At 64.9% G+C, this 20,618-nt stretch carries 18 protein-coding genes; 15 read left to right on the forward strand and 3 right to left on the reverse strand.

Going from position 1 to position 20,618, the window contains the following annotated elements:
• The first annotated feature begins 29 nt into the window (after positions 1-29).
• The 4 genes from ACV17W_RS19465 to ACV17W_RS19480 all read left to right on the forward strand — a co-directional run bounded on the left by ACV17W_RS19465 (position 30) and on the right by ACV17W_RS19480 (position 3,338).
• A complete protein-coding gene (locus ACV17W_RS19465; protein ID WP_462594003.1) occupies positions 30-1,070 on the forward strand; it encodes an ABC transporter substrate-binding protein in 1,041 nt (346 codons plus the stop codon).
• Positions 1,063-1,872, forward strand: a complete 810-nt coding sequence (locus ACV17W_RS19470) for an ABC transporter ATP-binding protein (RefSeq protein WP_462594005.1) — start codon at positions 1,063-1,065, stop codon at positions 1,870-1,872. The genes ACV17W_RS19465 and ACV17W_RS19470 overlap by 8 nt, the downstream gene beginning before the upstream one ends.
• 102 nt (positions 1,873-1,974) lie before the next feature.
• The gene (locus ACV17W_RS19475; RefSeq protein ID WP_462594006.1) at positions 1,975-2,763 is read left to right on the forward strand and encodes an ABC transporter permease; all 789 of its coding nucleotides are present in this window, start codon (positions 1,975-1,977) and stop codon (positions 2,761-2,763) included.
• Between the two features lie 47 nt (positions 2,764-2,810).
• Positions 2,811-3,338: a carboxymuconolactone decarboxylase family protein gene (locus tag ACV17W_RS19480; protein WP_462594007.1), complete on the forward strand. Its 528-nt coding sequence runs from the start codon at positions 2,811-2,813 to the stop codon at positions 3,336-3,338.
• Between the two features lie 91 nt (positions 3,339-3,429).
• On the opposite strand, the gene tal is transcribed toward ACV17W_RS19480, so the two are convergent.
• Positions 3,430-4,383 carry a transaldolase gene (gene tal / locus ACV17W_RS19485; RefSeq protein ID WP_462594008.1) on the reverse strand — a complete coding sequence of 318 codons (954 nt, stop codon included), beginning with the start codon at positions 4,381-4,383 and terminating at the stop codon, positions 3,430-3,432.
• Positions 4,384-4,560: 177 nt separating this feature from the next.
• On the opposite strand from tal, the gene carA reads away from it, so the two are divergent.
• From carA to ACV17W_RS19500, 3 genes are all read left to right on the forward strand, one after another.
• Complete coding sequence (carA, locus tag ACV17W_RS19490; RefSeq protein ID WP_462594009.1) at positions 4,561-5,715, forward strand: glutamine-hydrolyzing carbamoyl-phosphate synthase small subunit; 1,155 nt, start codon at positions 4,561-4,563, stop codon at positions 5,713-5,715.
• Positions 5,716-5,725: 10 nt separating this feature from the next.
• Entirely contained in the window at positions 5,726-8,968 is a 3,243-nt protein-coding gene (carB, locus tag ACV17W_RS19495) for a carbamoyl-phosphate synthase large subunit (protein ID WP_462594010.1), read from the forward strand.
• 240 nt (positions 8,969-9,208) lie between these two features.
• Positions 9,209-9,967 carry an SDR family oxidoreductase gene (locus tag ACV17W_RS19500; RefSeq protein WP_462594011.1) on the forward strand — a complete coding sequence of 253 codons (759 nt, stop codon included), beginning with the start codon at positions 9,209-9,211 and terminating at the stop codon, positions 9,965-9,967.
• A 100-nt stretch (positions 9,968-10,067) separates the two neighbouring features.
• On the opposite strand, the gene ACV17W_RS19505 is transcribed toward ACV17W_RS19500, so the two are convergent.
• Positions 10,068-10,706 (reverse strand): histidine phosphatase family protein, encoded by a 639-nt coding sequence (locus ACV17W_RS19505; protein WP_462594012.1) that lies wholly within the window; start codon positions 10,704-10,706, stop codon positions 10,068-10,070.
• 234 nt (positions 10,707-10,940) lie between these two features.
• Here ACV17W_RS19505 and ACV17W_RS19510 point away from each other — a divergent pair, with 234 nt between their 5' ends.
• The 3 genes from ACV17W_RS19510 to ACV17W_RS19520 all read left to right on the forward strand — a co-directional run bounded on the left by ACV17W_RS19510 (position 10,941) and on the right by ACV17W_RS19520 (position 13,818).
• On the forward strand, positions 10,941-12,263 hold the full coding sequence (locus ACV17W_RS19510; RefSeq protein WP_462594013.1) for a solute carrier family 23 protein: 1,323 nt from the start codon (positions 10,941-10,943) through the stop codon (positions 12,261-12,263).
• A gap of 726 nt (positions 12,264-12,989) precedes the next feature.
• Positions 12,990-13,466 (forward strand): transcription elongation factor GreA, encoded by a 477-nt coding sequence (gene greA, locus ACV17W_RS19515; protein ID WP_462594014.1) that lies wholly within the window; start codon positions 12,990-12,992, stop codon positions 13,464-13,466.
• A gap of 31 nt (positions 13,467-13,497) precedes the next feature.
• Entirely contained in the window at positions 13,498-13,818 is a 321-nt protein-coding gene (locus ACV17W_RS19520) for a hypothetical protein (protein ID WP_462594015.1), read from the forward strand.
• A 57-nt stretch (positions 13,819-13,875) separates the two neighbouring features.
• On the opposite strand, the gene ACV17W_RS19525 is transcribed toward ACV17W_RS19520, so the two are convergent.
• On the reverse strand, positions 13,876-14,487 hold the full coding sequence (locus tag ACV17W_RS19525) for a YhbY family RNA-binding protein (protein WP_462594016.1): 612 nt from the start codon (positions 14,485-14,487) through the stop codon (positions 13,876-13,878).
• Between the two features lie 18 nt (positions 14,488-14,505).
• Between ACV17W_RS19525 and ACV17W_RS19530 the strand changes: the two genes are divergently transcribed.
• The 5 genes from ACV17W_RS19530 to ACV17W_RS19550 all read left to right on the forward strand — a co-directional run bounded on the left by ACV17W_RS19530 (position 14,506) and on the right by ACV17W_RS19550 (position 20,584).
• Entirely contained in the window at positions 14,506-15,138 is a 633-nt protein-coding gene (locus ACV17W_RS19530; protein ID WP_462594017.1) for an RlmE family RNA methyltransferase, read from the forward strand.
• 193 nt (positions 15,139-15,331) lie between these two features.
• Positions 15,332-17,218 (forward strand): ATP-dependent zinc metalloprotease FtsH, encoded by a 1,887-nt coding sequence (gene ftsH, locus ACV17W_RS19535; protein WP_462594018.1) that lies wholly within the window; start codon positions 15,332-15,334, stop codon positions 17,216-17,218.
• A 16-nt stretch (positions 17,219-17,234) separates the two neighbouring features.
• Positions 17,235-18,077, forward strand: coding sequence for a dihydropteroate synthase (folP, locus tag ACV17W_RS19540; protein ID WP_462594019.1), 843 nt, complete (start codon positions 17,235-17,237; stop codon positions 18,075-18,077).
• Complete coding sequence (glmM, locus tag ACV17W_RS19545; protein WP_462594020.1) at positions 18,074-19,417, forward strand: phosphoglucosamine mutase; 1,344 nt, start codon at positions 18,074-18,076, stop codon at positions 19,415-19,417. The genes folP and glmM overlap by 4 nt, the downstream gene beginning before the upstream one ends.
• A 366-nt stretch (positions 19,418-19,783) precedes the next feature.
• Positions 19,784-20,584, forward strand: a complete 801-nt coding sequence (locus ACV17W_RS19550) for a GNAT family N-acetyltransferase (protein ID WP_462594021.1) — start codon at positions 19,784-19,786, stop codon at positions 20,582-20,584.
• Positions 20,585-20,618 lie beyond the last annotated feature (34 nt).

Below are 20,618 nucleotides of genomic sequence, written 5' to 3' on the forward strand. Positions count from 1 at the left end.
GGCCGCACGCGCGGCAAAGGAGACTCCCAATGTCAGTCACACGTCGTGATTTGCTCAAATTGGCAGGTGCAGCTGGTGCCGTGAGCATGGCTCCCGCCGTCGTCCGGGCGCAGCAGCTCGAAAAGAAAAGCGTGCAGATTGCCGTGGGCGGCAAGGCCCTCATCTATTACCTGCCGCTGACGATCGCCGAGGTCAAGGGTTACTTCAAAGACGAAGGCCTGGAAGTCAGCATCGCCGATTTCGCCGGGGGCTCGAAGGCCTTGCAGGCCGTCGTCGGCGGCAGCGCCGATGTCGTGTCCGGCGCCTACGAACACACGCTGCACATGCAATCGAAAGGGCAGATGTATCGCAGTTTCGTGCTGCAGGGCCGTGCTCCCATGATCGGTTTTGGCGTGTCGAAGAAAAACATGCCCGACTACAAAGGGCCCGCCGACCTGAAGGGCAAGAAAATCGGCGTGACTGCGCCGGGCTCGTCCACGAACATGGTGGTCAGCTTCTTCCTGTCCAAGCATGGCCTGAATGACAGCGCCGTGTCCATTATCGGCGTGGGCGCCGGCGCTGGCGCCGTCACCGCGTTGCGCAGCGGCCAGATCGACGCTCTCTCAAACACCGACCCGGTGGTCTCGATGCTGTCCATGCCTGGCGATATCGACATCATCGTCGACACCCGCACGCTGAGAGACACCCAGGAAATTTTTGGCGGCAACATGCCGGCCGGCAGCCTGTATGCGCCGCAGGCCTTCATCGATGCCAACCCGAACACGGTGCAGGCGCTCACGAACGCCATCGTGCGCGCCGATAAATGGATCCAGAAGGCCGGCGCGGAAGAAATCGCAAAGGCGGTTCCCACGCAGTACCTGCTGGGCGATCCCGATGTGTACAAGGCTGCCATCGAGAAGAGCATGGAAGGCTTGTCGCCCGATGGCGTCTTTCCTGAAGACGGGGCCGAGACCGCCACGCGCGCGCTGGCCGCGTACGTGAAAGGCTTCGACGCCGCGAAAATCGACCCGTCCAAATCCTGGACCAACGAGTTCGCGCGGCGCGCCAACCAGAAGTATCCCAATGGCTGAAGCCGCACTGTCGCTCGACCGCATCACCTGCACTTTCGTGTCCCGCGACGGCGGAGGCAGCCGTTATACCGCCGTCCAGGACACCAGCCTGTCCATTGCGCCCGGAGAATTCGTGTCGGTCGTGGGGCCCACGGGTTGCGGAAAGTCCACGCTGCTGAACGTGGGGGCCGGCCTGCTGGCGCCCTCGTCGGGGCAGGTAAAGGTGTTTGGCCAGCCGCTTGCCGGCATCAACACACGCGCCGGATACATGTTCCAGGGCGAGGCGCTGCTGCCGTGGCGCAGCGCCCTGGCCAACGTCATGGCGGGACTCGAGTTCGCCGGGGTGCCGCGCGCAGAATGCGAAGAGCGCGGCCGCGAATGGCTGCGGCGCGTAGGCCTGGGCGGGTTCGAGGATCGTTACCCGCACCAGATGTCCGGAGGCATGCGCAAGCGCACCATGCTTGCGCAGACCTTGATACGCGATCCCGACATCATCCTGATGGACGAACCGTTCTCGGCCCTCGACATTCAGACGCGCCAGCTGATGGAGAACGAAGTGCTCGAGCTCTGGATGGCCAAGCGCAAGGCCGTACTGTTCATCACGCACGATCTCGACGAGGCCATTGCCATGAGCGATCGGGTGGTGGTGCTGTCGGCCGGCCCCGGCACGCATCCCATCGGTGAATTTGCCATCGACCTGCCGCGTCCGCGCGACGTGGCCGAAGTCCGCACGCACCCGCGCTTTGTTGAACTGCACGCGGCCATCTGGGCAGTACTGCGCGAAGAAGTGCTCAAGGGCTATGCCCAGCAGAAACGTGCCTGAGATGGCGTCCCTGCGCGAGCGGGCGGAAGTGGGGGCCGGCGGGTTGCGCCCGCACCCGGGTGGTCCGGCCGCGGCCGGTTCCTGGCGCTTTGGAAAACAGATATGAAGATCAAAACTGGTTCGGCCAGCCTGCGTTTCTGGCAGGTCTTGTTGCTGGTGGTCATTCTGGTTGTCTGGCATGTGGCAACCCGCGACCCGAAAATCGCTTTCTTCTTTGGACAGCCGCTCGAAGTGTGGGGCCGGATCTGGGCATGGTTCATCACCAACGGCGACATCTACCGGCACCTGTGGGTCACCCTGACCGAGACCGTCCTGGCCTTCTTCATCGGCACCATATCGGGCCTGGGTTTCGGCCTGTGGCTCGGGCTGTCCAACACCGCCAGCGCCATTCTCGATCCGTACATCAAGGCGGCCAACTCGATGCCGCGCGTCATCCTGGCGCCCATCTTCGGCATGTGGTTCGGCCTGGGCATCTGGTCCAAAGTGGCATTGGCCGTCACCCTGGTGTTTTTCATCGTGTTCTTCAACGTGTACCAGGGGGTGCGTGAAGTCAGCCCCACTTTGCTCGACAACGCCCGCATGCTGGGCGCGGGGCGCCGCCAGTTGCTGCGCCACGTGTACCTGCCTTCGGCCACCAGCTGGGTGTTTTCCAGCCTGCATACCTCGGTGGGCCTGGCTTTCGTTGGCGCGGTGGTGGGTGAATACCTGGGCTCGGCCAGCGGGGTGGGCTATCTCATCCTGCAGGCTGAAGGCACCTTCGACGTCAACACGGTGTTTGCCGGCATCGTCGTACTGACCGCCTTCGCGCTGCTGCTCGACTATATCGTGGGTCTGGGCGAGCGGCGCCTGATGAAATGGCAGCCCAAATCGGGCGAAACTGAAAAAATCTGAACCTAGGGCGGCCCAGGTCCGGGCCGCTGTTTTCCGGAGTCTGCCGCATGGCGCGCCTGTCTTATGCTGATCTGAATCACCCCGAAGCCAAACCCCTGGTCGATCGCATCGTCGCCGAGCGCGGCAGCGTGCTGCACCTGTACCAGATGCTGCTGCACAGCCCGGCAGTGGCCGGTGGATGGCTGAACTACCTGACCTCGATCCGCCAGCTCAGCACGCTGCCTGGAGACCTGCGTGAACTGGTCATCATGCGCGTGGCGGCCATCAATGGCGCGCCCTATGAGGCCGACCAGCATGCCCCCATAGCCTTGCGCGTAGGCATTACGCAGGCCCAGCTGGACGCCTTGTCCCAGTGGGAATCTTCAGACCAGTTCAGCGAGGTCGAACGCGCCGTGCTGGCTTACACCGACGCCATGACCCGCCACGTGCAGGTGCCCCAGCCGGTGTTCGACGCCGCGCGCCAGGCCGTCGGCAGCGACAAGCTCATGGTCGAGCTGACTGCGACCGTGGCCGCGTACAACATGGTGTCGCGCTTTCTGGAAGCCCTGCAGGTGCATTCGCACGACGAACGCTGACATCCGGTGTCCCGGGCCTGGCCGCGATTCGCGACGCGCAGGTCCGGGCGGTGCAAAGGCGGCCGGGCCGCCGCCCCGCAAGCGTTCTATTTCACTGGCCACCGCCCAGCAGGGCGTCGAGCTTCAGTGCGTCGGCCGAGAACAGTCGGATGCCTTCGGCCAGTTTCTCGGTGGCCATGGCATTGGCATTCAGTTCGGTGCGGAACCACACTTCGTCGGCCGTGCGCCGCGGGAGCACTCCGGATGCATCCGGGTTGCGCACCAGGCAGGCGGGAAGGTCGCCGGGCGTGCTGTCCAGCTCCGCCAGCAATTCGGGGCTGATGGTCAGCAAGTCGCAACCCGCCAGCGCACGGATCTGACCGGCATTGCGAAAGCTCGCGCCCATGATTTCGGTGGTGATGCCGTGATGCTTGTAGTAATGGAAGATCTCGGTCACCGACTTCACGCCGGGGTCATTCGCACCTGCACGCTCGGTCTCGACCCAATCGGCGCCCGCGGCCCTCTTGTACCAGTCGTAGATGCGGCCCACGAACGGCGAGATCAGCTGCACGCCGGCATCGGCGCACGCGATGGCCTGCGCCAGCGAGAACAGCAGGGTCAGGTTGCAGCGGATGCCGTCGGCCTGCAACACTCGCGCGGCCTGTATGCCTTCCCAGGTGGACGCCACCTTGATCAGCACCCGTTCGCGGGGCACGCCGGCGGCTTCGTACAGAGCGATCAGCCCGCGGCCGCGCTCCACCGTGGCCCGCGTGTCGAACGACAGGCGCGCATCGACCTCGGTGGACACCCGGCCGGGCACGATATTCAGAATTTCGCGCCCGAACGCCACCAGCAGCCGGTCGGACAATTCGGCCAGCGACACGCCGCGATGATCGCGCACCACCTGGTCCAGCAGCGGCCGGTAAGCCTCTTTCTGCACCGCTTTCAAGATCAAAGACGGATTGGTGGTCGCGTCGGTGGGACGCAGGGTCCGCATGGCTTCGAAATCGCCGGTATCGGCGACAACGGTCGTATGGCGACGCAAGGCTTCAAGCTGGCTGGACATGGGGACAGATCACGAAAGACGTAGGTTGAAGACAGGGCTAGGGTATCACTACCGATGGGCGCGTTTCGACCCGGAAACCTCGGCGCTCAGCCTTATTTGGCGCGGTTCCCCGGGAAAAATGCCCTTACAGAGTATAATTCCAAGGTTTGATCATCGATTCTGAAACCGGGGTTTACTGTGCTGCCGCAACTTTTTCCCGAGGGTGCCAACCGCTACCCTCCTGCAATTCTGGCTCTGGCGGACGGTACCATTTTCCGGGGTGTGTCCATAGGTGCGCCGGGGCATACGGTCGCCGAAGTCGTGTTCAACACGGCCATGACCGGCTACCAGGAAATCCTGACCGATCCCAGCTACAACGGCCAGATCGTCACACTGACTTATCCGCATATCGGCAATACCGGCGTCAACCTCGAAGACGTTGAGTCCGCGCGCGTGCTGGCCTCGGGGCTGGTGGTGCGCGATTGCCCCTCGCGCGTGTCCAACTTCCGCGCCACCCAATCGCTGCCCGAGTACCTGGCGGCCCAGGGCGTCGTGGCCATCGCCGACGTCGACACTCGCAAGCTCACCCGCATCCTGCGCGAAAGCGGCGCCCAGGGCGCCTGCATCCTGGCCGGCGACGACGCCGAGCGCGCCGTCGAACTGGCGCGCGGCTACGCCGGCATGTCCGGGGTCGACCTCGCCAAGGTGGTGTCGGTCAAGGCGCCGCAAAACTGGACCGAAGGCACCTGGCAACTGGGGCGCGGCTTCGGCACGCCGGGCCAGGACCGCTTCCACGTCGTCGCCTACGACTTCGGCGTCAAGTACAACATCTTGCGCCTGCTGGCCGATCGCGGCTGCCGCATCACGCTGGTGCCGGCCCAGACGCCTGCCGAAGACGTGCTCAAGCTCAACCCCGACGGCGTCTTCCTGGCCAATGGTCCGGGGGATCCCGAACCCTGCGACTACGCCATTGCCGCCACGCGCGAGTTCCTCGAGCGCAAGCTGCCGGTGTTCGGCATCTGCCTCGGCCATCAGATCATGGGTCTGGCCATAGGCGGCAAGACGGCCAAGATGAAAACCGGCCACCACGGCGCCAACCATCCCGTACAGGATGTGCAGACCAAGCGCGTGTACATCACCAGCCAGAACCACAGCTTCGGCGTCGACGCCGATTCGCTGCCGGCCAACGCCCGGGTCACCCATATCTCGCTGTTCGACGGTACGTTGCAGGGCTTCGAGCTCACCGACCGTCCTGCCTTCTGCTTCCAGGGCCATCCTGAAGCCAGCCCGGGCCCGCACGACATCATCGTGCTGTTCGATAAATTCATCAGCCTGATGGCCGGCCAGAAATAGACATCGCATCATGCCCAAGCGTACAGACATAAAAAGCATCCTCATCATCGGCGCCGGCCCCATCATCATCGGGCAGGCCTGCGAGTTCGACTATTCCGGCGCGCAAGCGTGCAAGGCGCTCAAGGCCGAGGGCTTTCGCACCATCCTGGTGAACAGCAATCCGGCCACCATCATGACCGACCCGGAAACTGCCGATGTCACCTACATCGAGCCCATCACCTGGCAGGCGGTCGAGAAAATCATCGAACGCGAGCAGCCCGATGCGCTGCTGCCCACCATGGGCGGGCAGACCGCACTGAACTGCGCGCTCGACCTCGCGCGTCACGGCGTGCTGGCCAAGCACAAGGTCGAGCTCATCGGGGCGAACGAGCACGCCATCGAGAAGGCGGAAGACCGCCAGAAGTTCAAGCAGGCCATGACCGACATCGGCCTCGAGTCGGCCAAGTCCGGTGTCGCCCACAGCATGGACGAAGCCTGGGAAGTGCAGCGCCGCATCGCTGCCGAAACCGGCACGTCGGGCTTCCCGGCTGTCATCCGCCCCAGCTTCACCATGGGCGGCTCGGGCGGCGGCATTGCCTACAACGCCGAAGAATTCGAAACCATCTGCCGTCGCGGCCTCGAAGCCTCGCCCACCAGCGAGCTGCTCATCGAAGAGTCGCTGCTGGGCTGGAAAGAATTCGAAATGGAAGTCGTGCGCGACAAGGCCGACAACTGCATCATCGTCTGCTCCATCGAGAACCTCGATCCCATGGGGGTTCACACCGGCGATTCCATCACGGTCGCGCCAGCCCAGACGCTGACCGACAAGGAATACCAGATCATGCGCAACGCCTCCATCGCGGTGCTGCGTGAAATCGGTGTCGATACCGGCGGTTCAAACGTACAGTTCGCCGTCAATCCCGATAACGGTCGCATGATCGTCATCGAAATGAACCCGCGTGTGTCGCGTTCGTCGGCCCTGGCCTCCAAGGCCACCGGCTTTCCCATCGCGAAGGTCGCGGCGCGGCTGGCGGTGGGCTATACGCTCGACGAGCTGCGCAACGAAATCACCGGCGGCGCCACGCCTGCTTCGTTCGAGCCTTCGATCGATTACGTGGTCACCAAGGTGCCGCGCTTCGCGTTCGAGAAATTCCCTCAGGCCGACTCACGCCTCACCACCCAGATGAAGTCGGTGGGCGAGGTCATGGCCATCGGCCGTACGTTCAAGGAATCTTTCCAGAAGGCCCTGCGCGGCCTCGAGGTGGGCGTCGACGGCCTCAACCAGAAAACCACCGACCGCGAAAAACTGCAGGTCGAACTCGGCGAACCCGGTCCCGAGCGCATCTGGTACGTGGGCGACGCCTTTGCCCAGGGTTTCACCCTCGATGAAGTGCACAACATCACGCGCATCGACCCCTGGTTCCTTGCCCAGATCAAAGAAATCGTCGATATCGAGCTCGCGCTCGAGCAAAAGACACTGGCCGATCTCGACTACCCCACGCTGTGGCAGCTCAAGCGCATGGGGTTCTCCGACCGTCGTCTGGCCTTCCTGCTCGATTCTTCCGAATCCGAGATCCGCAAGCTGCGTCATCAGCTGAATGTGCGGCCCGTGTACAAACGCGTCGATACCTGCGCGGCCGAATTCGCCACGCGTACCGCCTACATGTATTCGACGTACGAAGACGAATGCGAGGCGCAGCCCACCGATCGCAAGAAGATCATCGTGCTGGGCGGCGGTCCCAACCGCATTGGCCAGGGCATCGAATTCGATTATTGCTGCGTGCACGCAGCGCTTGCCCTGCGTGAAGACGGTTACGAGACCATCATGGTCAACTGCAACCCCGAAACCGTCTCCACCGATTACGACACGTCCGATCGCCTGTACTTCGAGCCCCTGACGCTTGAAGACGTGCTCGAGATCGTCCACAAAGAAAACCCGGTGGGCATGATCGTGCAATATGGCGGCCAGACCCCCCTCAAGCTGGCGCGCGCGCTTGAAGCCAACGGTGTGCCCATCATCGGCACCAGCCCCGAATCCATTGACGTGGCCGAAGATCGCGAGCGCTTCCAGAAGCTGCTCAACAAACTTGGTCTGCGGCAGCCGCCGAACCGCACCGCGCGCACCGAGGGCGAAGCCCTGGCGCACGCCGCCGATATCGGCTACCCGCTGGTGGTTCGGCCCAGTTACGTGCTGGGCGGCCGGGCCATGGAGATCGTGCACGAGCAGCAAGATCTCGAACGCTATATGCGCGAGGCCGTGAAGGTCAGCAATGATTCCCCCGTGCTGCTCGACCGCTTCCTGAACAACGCCACCGAGGTCGACGTCGACTGCCTGTCCGATGGCGACACCGTGTTCATCGGGGGCGTCATGGAACACATCGAGCAGGCCGGCGTGCACTCCGGCGACTCCGCCTGCAGCCTGCCGCCGTATTCGCTTTCCGCCGAAGTCATTGCCGAGATCAAGCGGCAGACCACCATGATGGCCCGCGCGCTGAACGTCAACGGCCTCATGAACGTGCAGTTCGCCATCCAGGGCGGTGATGTCTACGTACTGGAAGTGAATCCGCGCGCCTCGCGCACGGTGCCCTACGTATCCAAGGCCACGGGTCTGCAGCTTGCCAAGATCGCTGCGCGCGCCATGGCTGGTCGCACCCTGGCCGACCAGGGTGTCACTCGCGAAGTCGTGCCGCCGTATTTCTCGGTCAAGGAAGCGGTGTTCCCGTTCGTGAAGTTCCCGGGTGTGGACACCATCCTGGGCCCGGAAATGAAGTCCACCGGCGAAGTCATGGGCGTGGGCACCAGCTTCGGCGAAGCCTTCGTCAAGTCGCAAATGGCGGCGGGCGTCGGCCTGCCCGAAAACGGTACCGCTTTCATCAGCGTGAAAGACCAGGATAAGGTCCGTGCCGTCGAAGTGGCGCGTGGCCTGCACAACCTGGGCTTCAAGCTGGTGGCCACTCGCGGCACGGCGGCGCAGATCGAAGCGTCGGGCATCCCTGTCCAGGTGGTCAACAAGGTTACCGAGGGCCGCCCGCATATCGTCGATATGGTCAAGAACGGCGAGATCTCGCTGGTGATCAACACCGTCGAAGAGCGCCGCAACGCCATCGCCGACTCGCGCACCATCCGTACGCAGGCCTTGGCGGCGCGCGTCACGTTCTTCACCACCATCGCGGGCGCCTGCGCGGCGGTCGAGGGCATGCAGTACCTGCGCCAAGGCCTCGGTCTGCAGGTGTACCCCTTGCAAGAGCTGCACGCCAGCCTGGTCACGCAGTAGACCACGCTGGTCGCCGTGCCGGCGACATTGCGCGACCCTGGGTGTTCACCACGGCCGCGCACCAGAACGGGCCCTTCGGGGCCTGTTTTTTTTCGCGGCAGGTTGGGGCGAGCGGCGGGCTCAGCGGCGTCGTGGAGGCTGCGCGGGCCAGCCGCCCGGCCACGGCAGGTGCCAGCTGTGCGTGCGAGGCTCTATCATGCAGTCCCACCTGTCTTTATGAACGCTCCAGCGAACTGAGCCATGAACTCTGTATTCATCACCGGCGCTTCCAGCGGCCTGGGCCGCGCCCTGGCCGAAAGCTATGCGCGATCGGGGGCGCGGCTGGGCCTCGTGGCCCGCAGGGGCGACGTGCTGCGCGAGCTCGCCGACGCCCTGCCGGGCAACCACCGCTGCTATGCGCTTGACGTGTGCGACCGGGCCGCGCTGCACGCCGCCGCCCATGACTTTCTGGCACATTGCGAGGGCAGGGTGGACGTGGTCATCGCCAGCGCCGGAATCAGTGCCGGTACGCTCACCGAGCATGTCGAAGATTTCCCGGTGTTCAAGGCGATCGTGGATACGAACCTGCTGGCCACGGTCGCCACATTCGAGCCCTTCATCGACCCCATGCGCCGGGCTGGCGCGGGGCGTCTGGTGGGCATCGCCAGTGTGGCGGGCATACGCGGGCTGCCCGGCGCGGGCGCATACAGTGCGTCGAAGGCAGCCGTGATCAGCTATTGCGAAAGCCTGAGGCTGGAGCTTGGCGGTGCGGGTATCAAGGTGGTGACCATCGCGCCCGGCTACATCAAGACCCCCATGACGGCTGCCAATCCGTATGCCATGCCATTCCTGATGGAAGCCCATGCATTTGCGGCCCGGGCGCAGGCTGCCATCGAGCGGGGCGTGTCATACACGGTCATTCCGTGGCAAATGGGCATCGTGGCGCGCCTGATGCGCCTTCTTCCTAATGCGCTCTACGACCTCGCGGCCCGCAATGCCCCCCGCAAGCCGCGGCGGTGACTTCGCCGCTCGGCGTGGCCATGGCGGGCGCTGACGGCGCCGGCGCGCGTCGCCCGGCCCGAGCGGTCACGCCGCCGTCGCAGGGGCGGGGCGGATCGGGTCAGGGCACCACGTCGCTGGCCGACTCCACACCCAGGTGAGCGACGTCGGCCCAATCCAGCACCTGCCACGCGCGGCCGTCGATGGCTACGCGATTGATGCTCGCGTTCAGCAGGGGCACCGGGCGGGGGCCGTCCAGCGGTACGCCGCTGGCGCGGCGCCAGATGATGTCCAGCACTCCGCCGTGCGTCACCGCCAGAATGCGTTCGCCCCTGTGGCGCTCGGCCAGGTCGGCTACCGTGTCGATGACGCGGGACTGGAACTGCCCCAGCGATTCTCCACCCTCGACCGGAAGGTTCGGGTCGCGGCTTTTGCGGGCAGCAGAAGCTTCGGGGGCCAGTTCGTCGAGGCGGTCGAGCTCAAGGCCCTCCAGCACCCCGAAACCGCGCTCGCGCAGCCCCGGTTCGGTACGCATGCGCAGGCCCAATTGCGCCGACAGAGGCTCGGCCGTGCCGCTGGCGCGCTGGAGGTCACTGCTGTAGAGCGCACTGAAGGAAGCCGGCGCGGTGCTCAGCTGCGCGGCAAGCTGCGCTGCCTGCTCGACCCCGTGGGAATTCAAGGCGATATCTTGCCAGCCTTGCAGGCGGCGTTCGCGATTCCAGGCGGTCTCGCCGTGGCGGATAAACCATATTTCAGTCATGCGGGCATTCTGTCTGTAGGCGCCCGCCGTGACGGGCTCGGTGGATGTGGCGCGAAACACGCAGCTTAACGCGCCCGGCGCGAGGCTGCTCGAGCCCCGCCCATGGGCGCCCGCGAGGCGGGGGCAGGGCAGCTTACTCGCTGCGCGGGCATCACCGTATTGCTCCGGAACGCGCCGACCCCTACACTTCGCCCCGCATCAATAATTCCTGATCAATGAATTACAGGGGATCGCATGTCCAACTCTTATTTCCCGCGCTGGAAACTTGCCGATGATTCGGTGCCTGGCGCCATCATTGCGCCGGACGAGCGCCTGTCGGGGCCGAAGAACATCGCCATGGGCGCCCAGCACGTCGTGGCCATGTTCGGGTCGACCGTGCTCGCGCCGCTGATCATGGGTTTCGATCCCAACGTCGCCATCTTGATGTCGGGCATCGGCACGCTGATCTTCTTCCTGTTCGTGGGCGGGCGCGTGCCCAGCTACCTGGGGTCCAGCTTTGCCTTTATCGGCGGCGTCGTGGCCGTGACCGGGTATGCCGGCTCTGGGCCCAATCTCAATATGGGTGTGGCGCTGGGCGCCATTATTGCGTGCGGCCTGGCCTATACGCTGATCGGCGTACTGGTCTGGATGGCCAATGCGCGGGCTGGCGGGGGCGCCAACTGGATCGAGGCGCTGATGCCGCCGGTCGTCACGGGATCGGTCGTCGCGGTCATCGGGCTCAATCTCGCGCCCATCGCCGCAAAGGGCGCCATGGGCGCTTCCAGCTTCGATGCCACCATGGCCATCGTCACGATTCTTTGCGTGGGTGGCATTGCCGTCTATACGCGGGGCACGGTGCAACGCCTGCTCATTCTGGTGGGGCTGCTGCTTGCGTGTGTCATCTACGCGGTGTGCGCAAACGGCCTGGGCCTGGGCGCACCCATCGATTTCTCGGGCGTTGCCCAGGCGCCATGGATCGGCCTGCCGCAGTTCACGGCGCCCGAATTCCGTCTTGAAGCCATGGGCCTGATCGTGCCCATCGCGATCATCCTGGTCGCCGAGAACCTGGGGCATATCAAGGCCGTCAGTGCCATGACCGGGCAGAACCTCGACAAATACATGGGGCGCGCCTTCGTGGGCGATGGCGTCGCCACCATGGTGTCGGGAGCGGTGGGCGGTACCGGGGTCACCACCTATGCCGAAAACATCGGCGTCATGGCGGTGACGCGCATTTATTCTTCGCTGGTGTTCGTCGTGGCCGCCCTCATTGCCATCGTGCTGGGGTTCTCTCCGAAATTCGGCGCGCTGATCCAGACCATCCCGGGTCCCGTGCTGGGCGGTATGTCGGTCGTCGTGTTCGGCCTGATCGCCGTGGCCGGCGCGCGTATCTGGGTCGTGAACCAGGTCGACTTCAGCGACAACCGCAACCTGATCGTCGCCGCGGTCACTCTGGTGCTGGGCGCAGGCGATTTCACGCTGAAGCTGGGCGACTTCATGCTTGGTGGCATCGGCACCGCCACGTTCGGCGCCATCATCCTGTACGCCTTGCTCCAGCGCAGCGGCCGCAGGGTCATCTGAGCACCTCGGCGTGCCTGCACGAACGGCCGCCGTATGGCGGCCGTTCGTGCAGGCAGTCGAAGTTGCCGCCTGGCGGCGGCCTCCCGCGTGGGCGCGGTTGCGCCGCACAACGGCGGCCTTCGGTACAGGTGAGACCGCCTCCGGGCTGTCGCCTTCGGGCAGGCCGGATTGCCGTCTGGCGGCGACCTCGATGCATGCGAGTCACTGGCCGGCAGTCGTTGTCGGCATTGGGGGAACTCCTCCGCCGCGCAGCCCCGGCAGGTACGCCGCTTTCGCCCCAGGCGCGCGCAGTGCTGATCGCGGCACCACGCCGTGGACAACCCCGCCGATGCGGCATCCCATCCGCCCCGAGCCGGTTGTCCGTCCCCATTTTTTCGGTGTCGCTAATCCGCCCTTTACTGCGGTCAACTTTCGTCAAATGACACTTTCCTGAACGGCTTGCATTTCCTGCGGATTTTGACCACAATGAGGCTTGTTTGCCCCGGTTCCGACCCGAGCCGGGGTTTTGTTTTGGTCGCAGCCAAGCCGATGTCCGGGCACAGGCCGATCAGAGCGGATGGTCGGGAACCACAGAATATCGGGTCCGACTTCGTTCCCCGCCTGTTCGACCCTCTTGCACGTTACATCGGCTTGCCCGCTACGGCGGCGCAGGCCACAAGCCTGACAGCGACCTTTTACCGAAACGCTCCATTCGGGGCGTTTTCTACTTTTTGTTTGGGAAACGACATGTCTGCCATTCCTTTGACCGCGCGCGGGGCCGAGCGCTTGAGGGCCGAGCTGCATCGGCTGAAAACCATCGAGCGCCCCGCAGTGATCAACGCCATCGCCGAGGCCCGTGCCCAGGGTGATCTGTCGGAAAATGCCGAATACGATGCGGCCCGCGAACGTCAGGGCTTCATCGAAGGCCGCATTGCCGAACTCGAGGGCACGCTTTCCAATGCGCACATCATCGACCCTGCGGAACTCGACGCGGAAGGCCGCGCCGTCTTCGGCGCCACGGTCGAAATCGAAGACCTGAACTCCGGCGACCGCCTCTCGTACCAGATCGTGGGTGACGTCGAAGCCGACATCAAGTCGAACCTGATTTCGGTGTCCAGTCCCGTTGCCCGTGCCCTGATCGGCAAATCCGAGGGCGATGTGGTTGAAGTCAAGGCTCCGTCGGGTGTGCGCGAGTACGAAGTCCTCGGCGTCCGTTATATCTGAACCGACGCCGTCGCCCCCCGGGAACCGAACGATGCCCGATCCGGCCCGCGTCCTGGTCCGCCTCAGCGCGGCACTTTGGTGCGGTACGCTCAGGTGCATCGGCGCCCTCGTCGCGCCAGCCTTGTTCAGCTTGCTGCACGCCGTCGACGCGGCCAGGGTTGTTTCCTTTCCGTTCCGGGTGCTCGCCTTCGGCGGGCTGGGGGGCGCGGTATTTATACTGATTCTTAACCGCCTGCCGCATGGCCAGGCGTTGTCGGGCGCAGGGCGCCGCACCGTTTCGCTGAGGGCGGTGGGCACCGGCCCGGAATATTTCGGCTGCCGGCCGCTGTTGCATGCGTGGCCGCGCGCTTGAAGCGGCCAGTGCCGCGCAGGGCCGGACCCGCGCGTTGCACGAGCTGGCCGGCGGGTATTACCTTTTGGTTGCCTTGGCGGCCCTGCGGCTGGCGGCCGCGGTGCGCTGGACGCCGCTACGCGAGCCGGCGCGCAGGCTCAAGGCGCTGCCGGTACGCCGTGGTATGCCATGCGGCGCGCTGCCGGCGGATTTCTTGGTGCTGGGGCGCATCGGACGACCGGCGTCGTTCAAGGTGGCGCGCCCCGGCTTGGCAGGTTCGCCGGCAGTCTTGCGTGCCGGGGCCGAACGCGGCTTGGTCAAGGTCTTGCCTTCGGCGGCCATCTTCTTGGGTGTATGCGGCTCGGAAGCCTTGCGCCGGGCAGGCGCGCCTTCCGGCTGCTGCGCCACGTTACCAGGCAGCGGGCGGAACAAGATAAGCATTTTGCCCAGGTGATGCACCGTGGCGCACGAGAGCGTGTCGCAGATGCTGGCCAGCATGGCTTCGCGCTCGTCGCGGTCGTTGCCGCCGGCGCGCACCTTGATCAGCCCATGAGAGGTCAGGGCGCGGTCGATTTCTTTCAGTACGGCGTCGGTCAGCCCGTTGTCGCCGATCAGGACGACCGGGCGCAAAGGATGGGCGGCCGAGCGCAATTCGCTGCGCTCGCGTGAGGTGAGTTCTAATATAGGCATGCTTGGAATTGTACGGTAATGGCCAAAAAGAAATTCTCTAAAGACTGGATTCACCAGCACATCAACGACCCCTATGTGAAGCTGGCGCAACAAAAGGGCTATCGCGCCCGGGCGGCGTTCAAGCTGATCGAAATAGTCGATACTGAAAAACTGATGCGCCGGGGCGACGTAGTGGTCGACCTGGGCTCGGCGCCGGGCAGCTGGTCGCAAGTGGCGCGTGAGCGCCTGGCCGGCCCGAGCGGCGCTGTCGACGGCCGCATCATCGCGCTGGATCTGCTGCCAATGGAACCCGTGGTCGGCGTCGAATTTCTGCAGGGCGACTTTCGTGACGACGCGGTTTTGCAACAATTGCAAGAAATGTTGGGCCAGCAGCCCGTCGATCTTGTAATTTCCGACATGGCCCCCAACTTGTCAGGCGTCGGCGCCGCCGATTCCGCCCGCATCCAGCATGTGTGCGAACTGGCTCTCGACTTTGCGTGCAACCATCTCAAGCCCAACGGGGCGCTGATCGTCAAGGCCTTTCACGGCAGCGGATTTTCCCAGATCGTGCAGACCTACAAGACACGGTTCCGGCGGGTGGTGGAACGCAAGCCCAAGGCGTCCCGGGACAAGTCCTCGGAAACCTTCCTGGTCGCCCGCGATCTGAAGTAACGGCCGGTGCGTTCCGCAGTCCTTACCCCAATCTTGTCGAGGCCCAGCACCACCCAGTTCCAACATGTATCAGCGCCCTTCGGGCGCCAGACGGAATCTGCTCTCACAGGGTAGAATGAGCTATTGACATACTTGTGACTGTGCCATACGAGCGGGGCGGTCGCCGGTCGGAATCGAAAGCAGGAGATCGACCTTGAACAATTCTTTTTCCAAAGTCGCGGTCTGGATGGTGATCGCGCTCGTCCTGTTTACGGTATTTAAACAGTTCGACGGGCGGGCACAGACCCAGGACGGCGTCAGTTACACCCAATTCATGGAGGACGCCAAGGCTGGCCGCATCCGCAAGGTGGATGTGCAGGGCGACGTGCTTTACGTCACGCCCGACACCGGCCGTGCCTACACGCTGACCTCCCCGGGCGACATCTGGATGGTGTCCGACCTGCTCAAGCACGGGGTCGATGTGTCCGGCAAGGCTCGCGAAGAGCCGTCGTTGCTCATGAGCATCTTCGTGTCGTGGTTCCCGATGCTGCTGCTCATCGGCGTGTGGGTGTTCTTCATGCGCCAGATGCAGGGAGGCGGGCGCGGCGGCGCGTTCAGCTTCGGCAAGTCGCGGGCTCGCATGCTCGACGAAAACACCAACCAGATCACCTTTGCCGACGTGGCCGGCTGCGATGAAGCCAAAGAAGACGTCCAGGAATTGGTCGACTTCCTGCGCGACCCCACCAAGTTCCAGAAGCTGGGCGGGCGCATCCCGCGTGGCGTGCTGATGGTGGGTTCTCCCGGTACCGGCAAGACGCTGCTGGCCAAGGCCATCGCCGGCGAGGCCAAGGTGCCGTTCTTCAGCATTTCGGGGTCCGATTTCGTCGAAATGTTCGTCGGCGTGGGTGCGGCCCGCGTTCGCGACATGTTCGAAAACGCGAAGAAGCACGCACCCTGCATCATCTTCATCGATGAAATCGACGCGGTCGGGCGCCAGCGTGGCGCCGGCCTGGGCGGCGGCAACGACGAGCGTGAGCAGACGCTGAACCAGATGCTGGTCGAAATGGACGGCTTCGAGTCCGGCCAGGGCGTGATCGTCATCGCCGCCACCAACCGGCCCGACGTGCTCGATCCCGCGCTGCTTCGTCCCGGGCGCTTCGACCGCCAGGTCGTGGTGCCGCTGCCCGACATCCGCGGCCGCGAACAGATCCTGCGCGTGCACATGCGCAAGGTGCCGCTGTCGCCCAACGTCGACGCCACCATCCTGGCGCGCGGCTGCCCCGGTTTCTCGGGCGCCGACCTGGCCAACCTGGTCAACGAGGCCGCGCTGTTCGCCGCGCGCCGCAATGGCCGTACGGTAGATATGTCGGACTTCGAAAAGGCCAAGGACAAGATCATCATGGGCGCCGAACGCCGCTCGATCGTCATGCCCGAAGAAGAGCGCAAGAACACCGCCTACCACGAGTCGGGGCACGCCATCGTGGCCAAGATGCTGCCCAAGACCGACCCGGTGCACAAGGTCACCATCATTCCCCGCGGCCGTGCGCTGGGCGTCACCATGCAGCTGCCCGAGAGCGATCGCTACAGCATGGACAAGGAGCGCCTGCTGAACACCATCGCCGTGCTGTTCGGTGGCCGTATCGCCGAAGAACTGTTCATGAACCAGATGACCACCGGCGCCTCGAACGACTTCGAACGTGCCACGGCCATCGCGCGCGACATCGTCACGCGCTACGGCATGACCAGCGAACTGGGCACCATGGTGTATGCCGAGAACGAAGGCGAAGTGTTCCTAGGCCGCAGCGTCACCAAGACCACGCACATGTCCGAAGCGACCATGCAGAAGGTCGACGCCGAGATCCGCCGCATCATCGACGAGCAGTACAACGTGGCGCGCAAGATCCTGGAAGACAACCGCGAAATGGTCGAAGCCATGACGCAGGCGCTGCTCGAATGGGAAACCATCGACGCCGACCAGATCAACGACATCACTTCGGGTCGTCCGCCTCGTCCGCCCAAGACGCCCGAAGGGCCGTCGGATGCGCCCGATACCCCGCCTGCCGGCCTGGCCACGGGCGGCAGCACGCCAGCGGCGGTTTGATACCCACGGCTTTTTTATGGCCAACACATTTTTGTGCGGGCGCTTCGAGCTCGAGCTTGAGCGCCCGTTGGTGATGGGTATCGTCAACATCACGCCCGACTCGTTTTCCGACGGCGGGCAGCACGCCGACGCCGACGCGGCGGTGGCGCATGCCCGCCGGCTTATAGCCGAGGGCGCGCACATACTCGACCTGGGTGCGGAATCGACCCGGCCTGGCGCCACGGCCGTGCCGGCGCAGCAGGAACTGACGCGGCTGCTTCCCGTCATCGAGGCATTGCGCGACTGCGGCGTGCCGCTGTCGGTTGATACCTTCAAACCCGAGGTCATGCGCGCGGCGCTCGATGCCGGCGCCGACATGATCAACGACATCTACGGTTTTCGCCAGCCCGGCGCCATCGAGGCCGTGGCCGGGTCGCGCTGCGGCCTGTGCATCATGCACATGAAGGGCGAGCCCGGCACGATGCAGCAATCGCCCGAGTATTCCGACTTGCTGGGCGAGATCGGCGTATTTCTCGGCGCGCGCGCGCAGCGGCTGCGCGCCGCCTGGGTCGACCCTCGCCGCATCGTGCTCGACCCGGGCTTCGGGTTCGGCAAGACCGCCGAGCACAACTATCAACTACTGCGCAGGCTTTCCAGCCTGCGGGTGTCCAGCTACCCCCTCTTGACGGGGTTGTCGCGCAAAACCATGATCGGAGACGCTACCGGCAAGCCGGTCGCCGAACGCCTGGCCGGCAGCATCGCCGGTGCCCTGGCGTGCGTGGCGCGTGGCGCCTCCATCGTGCGGGTACACGACGTCGCCGCCACCATTGACGCCTTGAAGGTGTGGCAGGCGGCCGAACACGGAGCCATACGAGCATGACACAACGCAAGTATTTCGGAACTGACGGCGTACGCGGCGAGGTCGGCGGCGAAGTCATCAACGCTGCCTTCGCCCTGCGGCTGGGCTACGCGGCCGGCCGCGTGCTGGCGCGGCAGCACGGTGGTCGAGGCGGCAGCCGCCCGCAAGTCGTCATCGGCAAGGACACGCGCATTTCGGGCTATATGCTTGAATCGGCGCTCGAGGCCGGGCTGTCGGCCGCGGGTATCGACGTGCTGCTCGCCGGCCCCGTGCCAACACCGGCGGTGGCCTACCTGACGCGGGCCCTGCGGCTGGTAGCGGGCATCGTCATCAGCGCTTCGCACAACCCCTACCAGGACAACGGCATCAAGTTCTTCTCGGCCAGCGGCATGAAGCTGCCCGACGAGACCGAAACCGAGATCGAGGCCGCCCTGAATGAACCGCTGGGTTGCGTCGGTTCCGAAGCCCTGGGGCGCGCCCGCCGCATGCAGGATTCCCAGGGGCGCTACATTGAATTCTGCAAGAGCACCTTTCCCAACGACCTCGACCTCAATGGCGTCAAGATCGTGGTCGACGCCGCTCACGGGGCAGCCTACAACGTGGCGCCGCATGTGTTCCGCGAGCTCGGCGCCGAAGTCCATGCCATCGGAGTGTCGCCCGACGGGTTCAATATCAACGACGGCGTGGGCGCGTTGCACCCGGAATCGCTGGCGCGCGCGGTGCGCGAACGCGGCGCCCACCTGGGCATCGCACTGGATGGCGATGCCGACCGCCTGCAGATGGTCGACAGTTCGGGTCGCATCTACGACGGCGACGAACTGCTGTACGCCGTGGTCCGCGAACGCATGAGCCGCGGCCCGGTGGCGGGTGTCGTGGGCACCCTCATGACCAACTACGGCTTCGAGCTGCAGATGCAGCGGCTGGGCGTCGGATTCGAACGCGCCAAGGTCGGCGACCGCTATGTCCTCGAGCAAATGCAGGCCAAGGGCTGGCTCTATGGCGGCGAGAGTTCGGGGCACCTGATCTGTCTCGATTGCCACACCACGGGCGACGGCATCATTGCGGCGCTGCAAGTGCTGACGGCGCTGTGTCGCAGCAAGTCCACGCTGGCCGATTGGCTGGGCGACCTGCGCATGTACCCGCAGAAGATGATCAACGTGCCCCTCGCCCCGGGCACCGACTGGAAATCCCATGCCGGCCTGGCGGCCGCCACCAAGGCTGTCGAAGCCGAGTTGGCCGGAAGAGGGCGGGTGCTGATCCGCGCTTCGGGTACCGAGCCCAAGCTGCGCCTCATGGTCGAAGCCGAAGAGGCCGGCCTGGCTGCGTCTTGCGCCGAGAAGCTGGCAGCCAGCCTGGCCTGAACGCCGTTCGGCCGACGCTTGTTCCGGCCAGGGCATTGCACCGATTGGGTCCGAAACTTTCGGCCGGCCTCGGCTGCGAAGTCGCCCGCGGCCCTCGGCGTCGGCCATGGCGTCCCGGCAACGGGTACGCGCTCGCATCTTTACGCCGGCCGCGCGCCGGCGCGTCGCTACATGCCCCGCACTGCCGCGCGCCCACTGGCCGCCCATAACGCTACCCACGCATCCACAGGGCGGGGCTTCATCGCCCCGGTGCCGATGTGGGCGCCGCGCGTTCGGCGTAAACTTCACGGTCATGTCACAGTTGTGTAAGAAACCTGACACATCCAGTCTCCACACTGGCGGCAAACCAGAGGAGTTTTCCGCGTCATGCTCGAATTAGCACGTATTGCTTCCAGGCCCGCACGGGCCGAGCCGTGGACTGGGTCGCAGGTGCCTATCCTGGTCGTGGGGCTGGCTTCCACGCCCGAAGAGATCGAAGAGGTCCAGCGCCTGCGCTATTCCGTGTTTACCGAGAGCATGGGTGTGATGTTTCCCCATGCGCAAGACGGCATCGAGCAAGACCGCTACGATCCCTGGTGCGAACACCTGATGGTGCGCGAGCTCGAGACAGGCCGAGTCGTAGGCACCTATCGCATCATGACGCCCGAGAAGGCGCGCCAGGCAGGCGGCTACTATTCCGAGTCGGAGTTCGACCTTTCCGATCTCGACCACCTGCGTGACAACCTGGTGGAAGTCGGGCGCTCCTGTACCCATGCAGACCATCGCAGCGGCGCGGTCATCATGCTGCTGTGGTCCGGTCTGGCGACATTCATGCAGCGTGGCGGCTACCGATATATGCTCGGGTGCGCCAGCGTCAGTCTGCGCGACGATGGCGTCACCGCCGCTGAGGTCTGGCGCAACGTGGCCGGACACCTCCAAAGCCCCGGCCAGCCGCGCGTGAAGCCGCTGCATCGATATCCGGTCGAGCGCCAGGCCATGCCTTTGCCGGCCAGGGTGCCGCCGCTGATCAAAGGCTACCTGAAGCTGGGCGCGCGCATCTGCGGCGAGCCCGCCTGGGACCCTGACTTCAATACCGCCGATTTCCCGGTGCTGCTCGACATGGAAGAGATGGATGAGCGCTACCGCAGGCATTTCGGGCTGGACGTGGCCGCCCCTGAAATGGCCTGACGGGAGGCTGCGCGGCGCGCGAGGGGCGATGCAG

It is taken from the genome of Bordetella sp. MIP270_01_BMS, assembly GCF_054958705.1.

What these genes read in the sequence shown, in the direction of transcription:
- ACV17W_RS19470 (WP_462594005.1), top strand. Translation starts at nt 1,063, where the DNA reads ATGGCTGAAGCCGCACTGTCGCTCGACCGCATCACCTGCACTTTCGTG.
- ACV17W_RS19510 (WP_462594013.1), top strand. Translation starts at nt 10,941, where the DNA reads ATGTCCAACTCTTATTTCCCGCGCTGGAAACTTGCCGATGATTCGGTG.
- ACV17W_RS19520 (WP_462594015.1), top strand. Translation starts at nt 13,498, where the DNA reads ATGCCCGATCCGGCCCGCGTCCTGGTCCGCCTCAGCGCGGCACTTTGG.
- ACV17W_RS19475 (WP_462594006.1), top strand. Translation starts at nt 1,975, where the DNA reads ATGAAGATCAAAACTGGTTCGGCCAGCCTGCGTTTCTGGCAGGTCTTG.
- ACV17W_RS19525 (WP_462594016.1), bottom strand. Translation starts at nt 14,487, where the DNA reads ATGCCTATATTAGAACTCACCTCACGCGAGCGCAGCGAATTGCGCTCG.
- tal (WP_462594008.1), bottom strand. Translation starts at nt 4,383, where the DNA reads ATGTCCAGCCAGCTTGAAGCCTTGCGTCGCCATACGACCGTTGTCGCC.
- ACV17W_RS19550 (WP_462594021.1), top strand. Translation starts at nt 19,784, where the DNA reads ATGCTCGAATTAGCACGTATTGCTTCCAGGCCCGCACGGGCCGAGCCG.
- greA (WP_462594014.1), top strand. Translation starts at nt 12,990, where the DNA reads ATGTCTGCCATTCCTTTGACCGCGCGCGGGGCCGAGCGCTTGAGGGCC.
- folP (WP_462594019.1), top strand. Translation starts at nt 17,235, where the DNA reads ATGGCCAACACATTTTTGTGCGGGCGCTTCGAGCTCGAGCTTGAGCGC.
- ACV17W_RS19465 (WP_462594003.1), top strand. Translation starts at nt 30, where the DNA reads ATGTCAGTCACACGTCGTGATTTGCTCAAATTGGCAGGTGCAGCTGGT.
- carB (WP_462594010.1), top strand. Translation starts at nt 5,726, where the DNA reads ATGCCCAAGCGTACAGACATAAAAAGCATCCTCATCATCGGCGCCGGC.
- ACV17W_RS19505 (WP_462594012.1), bottom strand. Translation starts at nt 10,706, where the DNA reads ATGACTGAAATATGGTTTATCCGCCACGGCGAGACCGCCTGGAATCGC.
- ACV17W_RS19480 (WP_462594007.1), top strand. Translation starts at nt 2,811, where the DNA reads ATGGCGCGCCTGTCTTATGCTGATCTGAATCACCCCGAAGCCAAACCC.
- glmM (WP_462594020.1), top strand. Translation starts at nt 18,074, where the DNA reads ATGACACAACGCAAGTATTTCGGAACTGACGGCGTACGCGGCGAGGTC.
- ACV17W_RS19500 (WP_462594011.1), top strand. Translation starts at nt 9,209, where the DNA reads ATGAACTCTGTATTCATCACCGGCGCTTCCAGCGGCCTGGGCCGCGCC.
- ACV17W_RS19530 (WP_462594017.1), top strand. Translation starts at nt 14,506, where the DNA reads ATGGCCAAAAAGAAATTCTCTAAAGACTGGATTCACCAGCACATCAAC.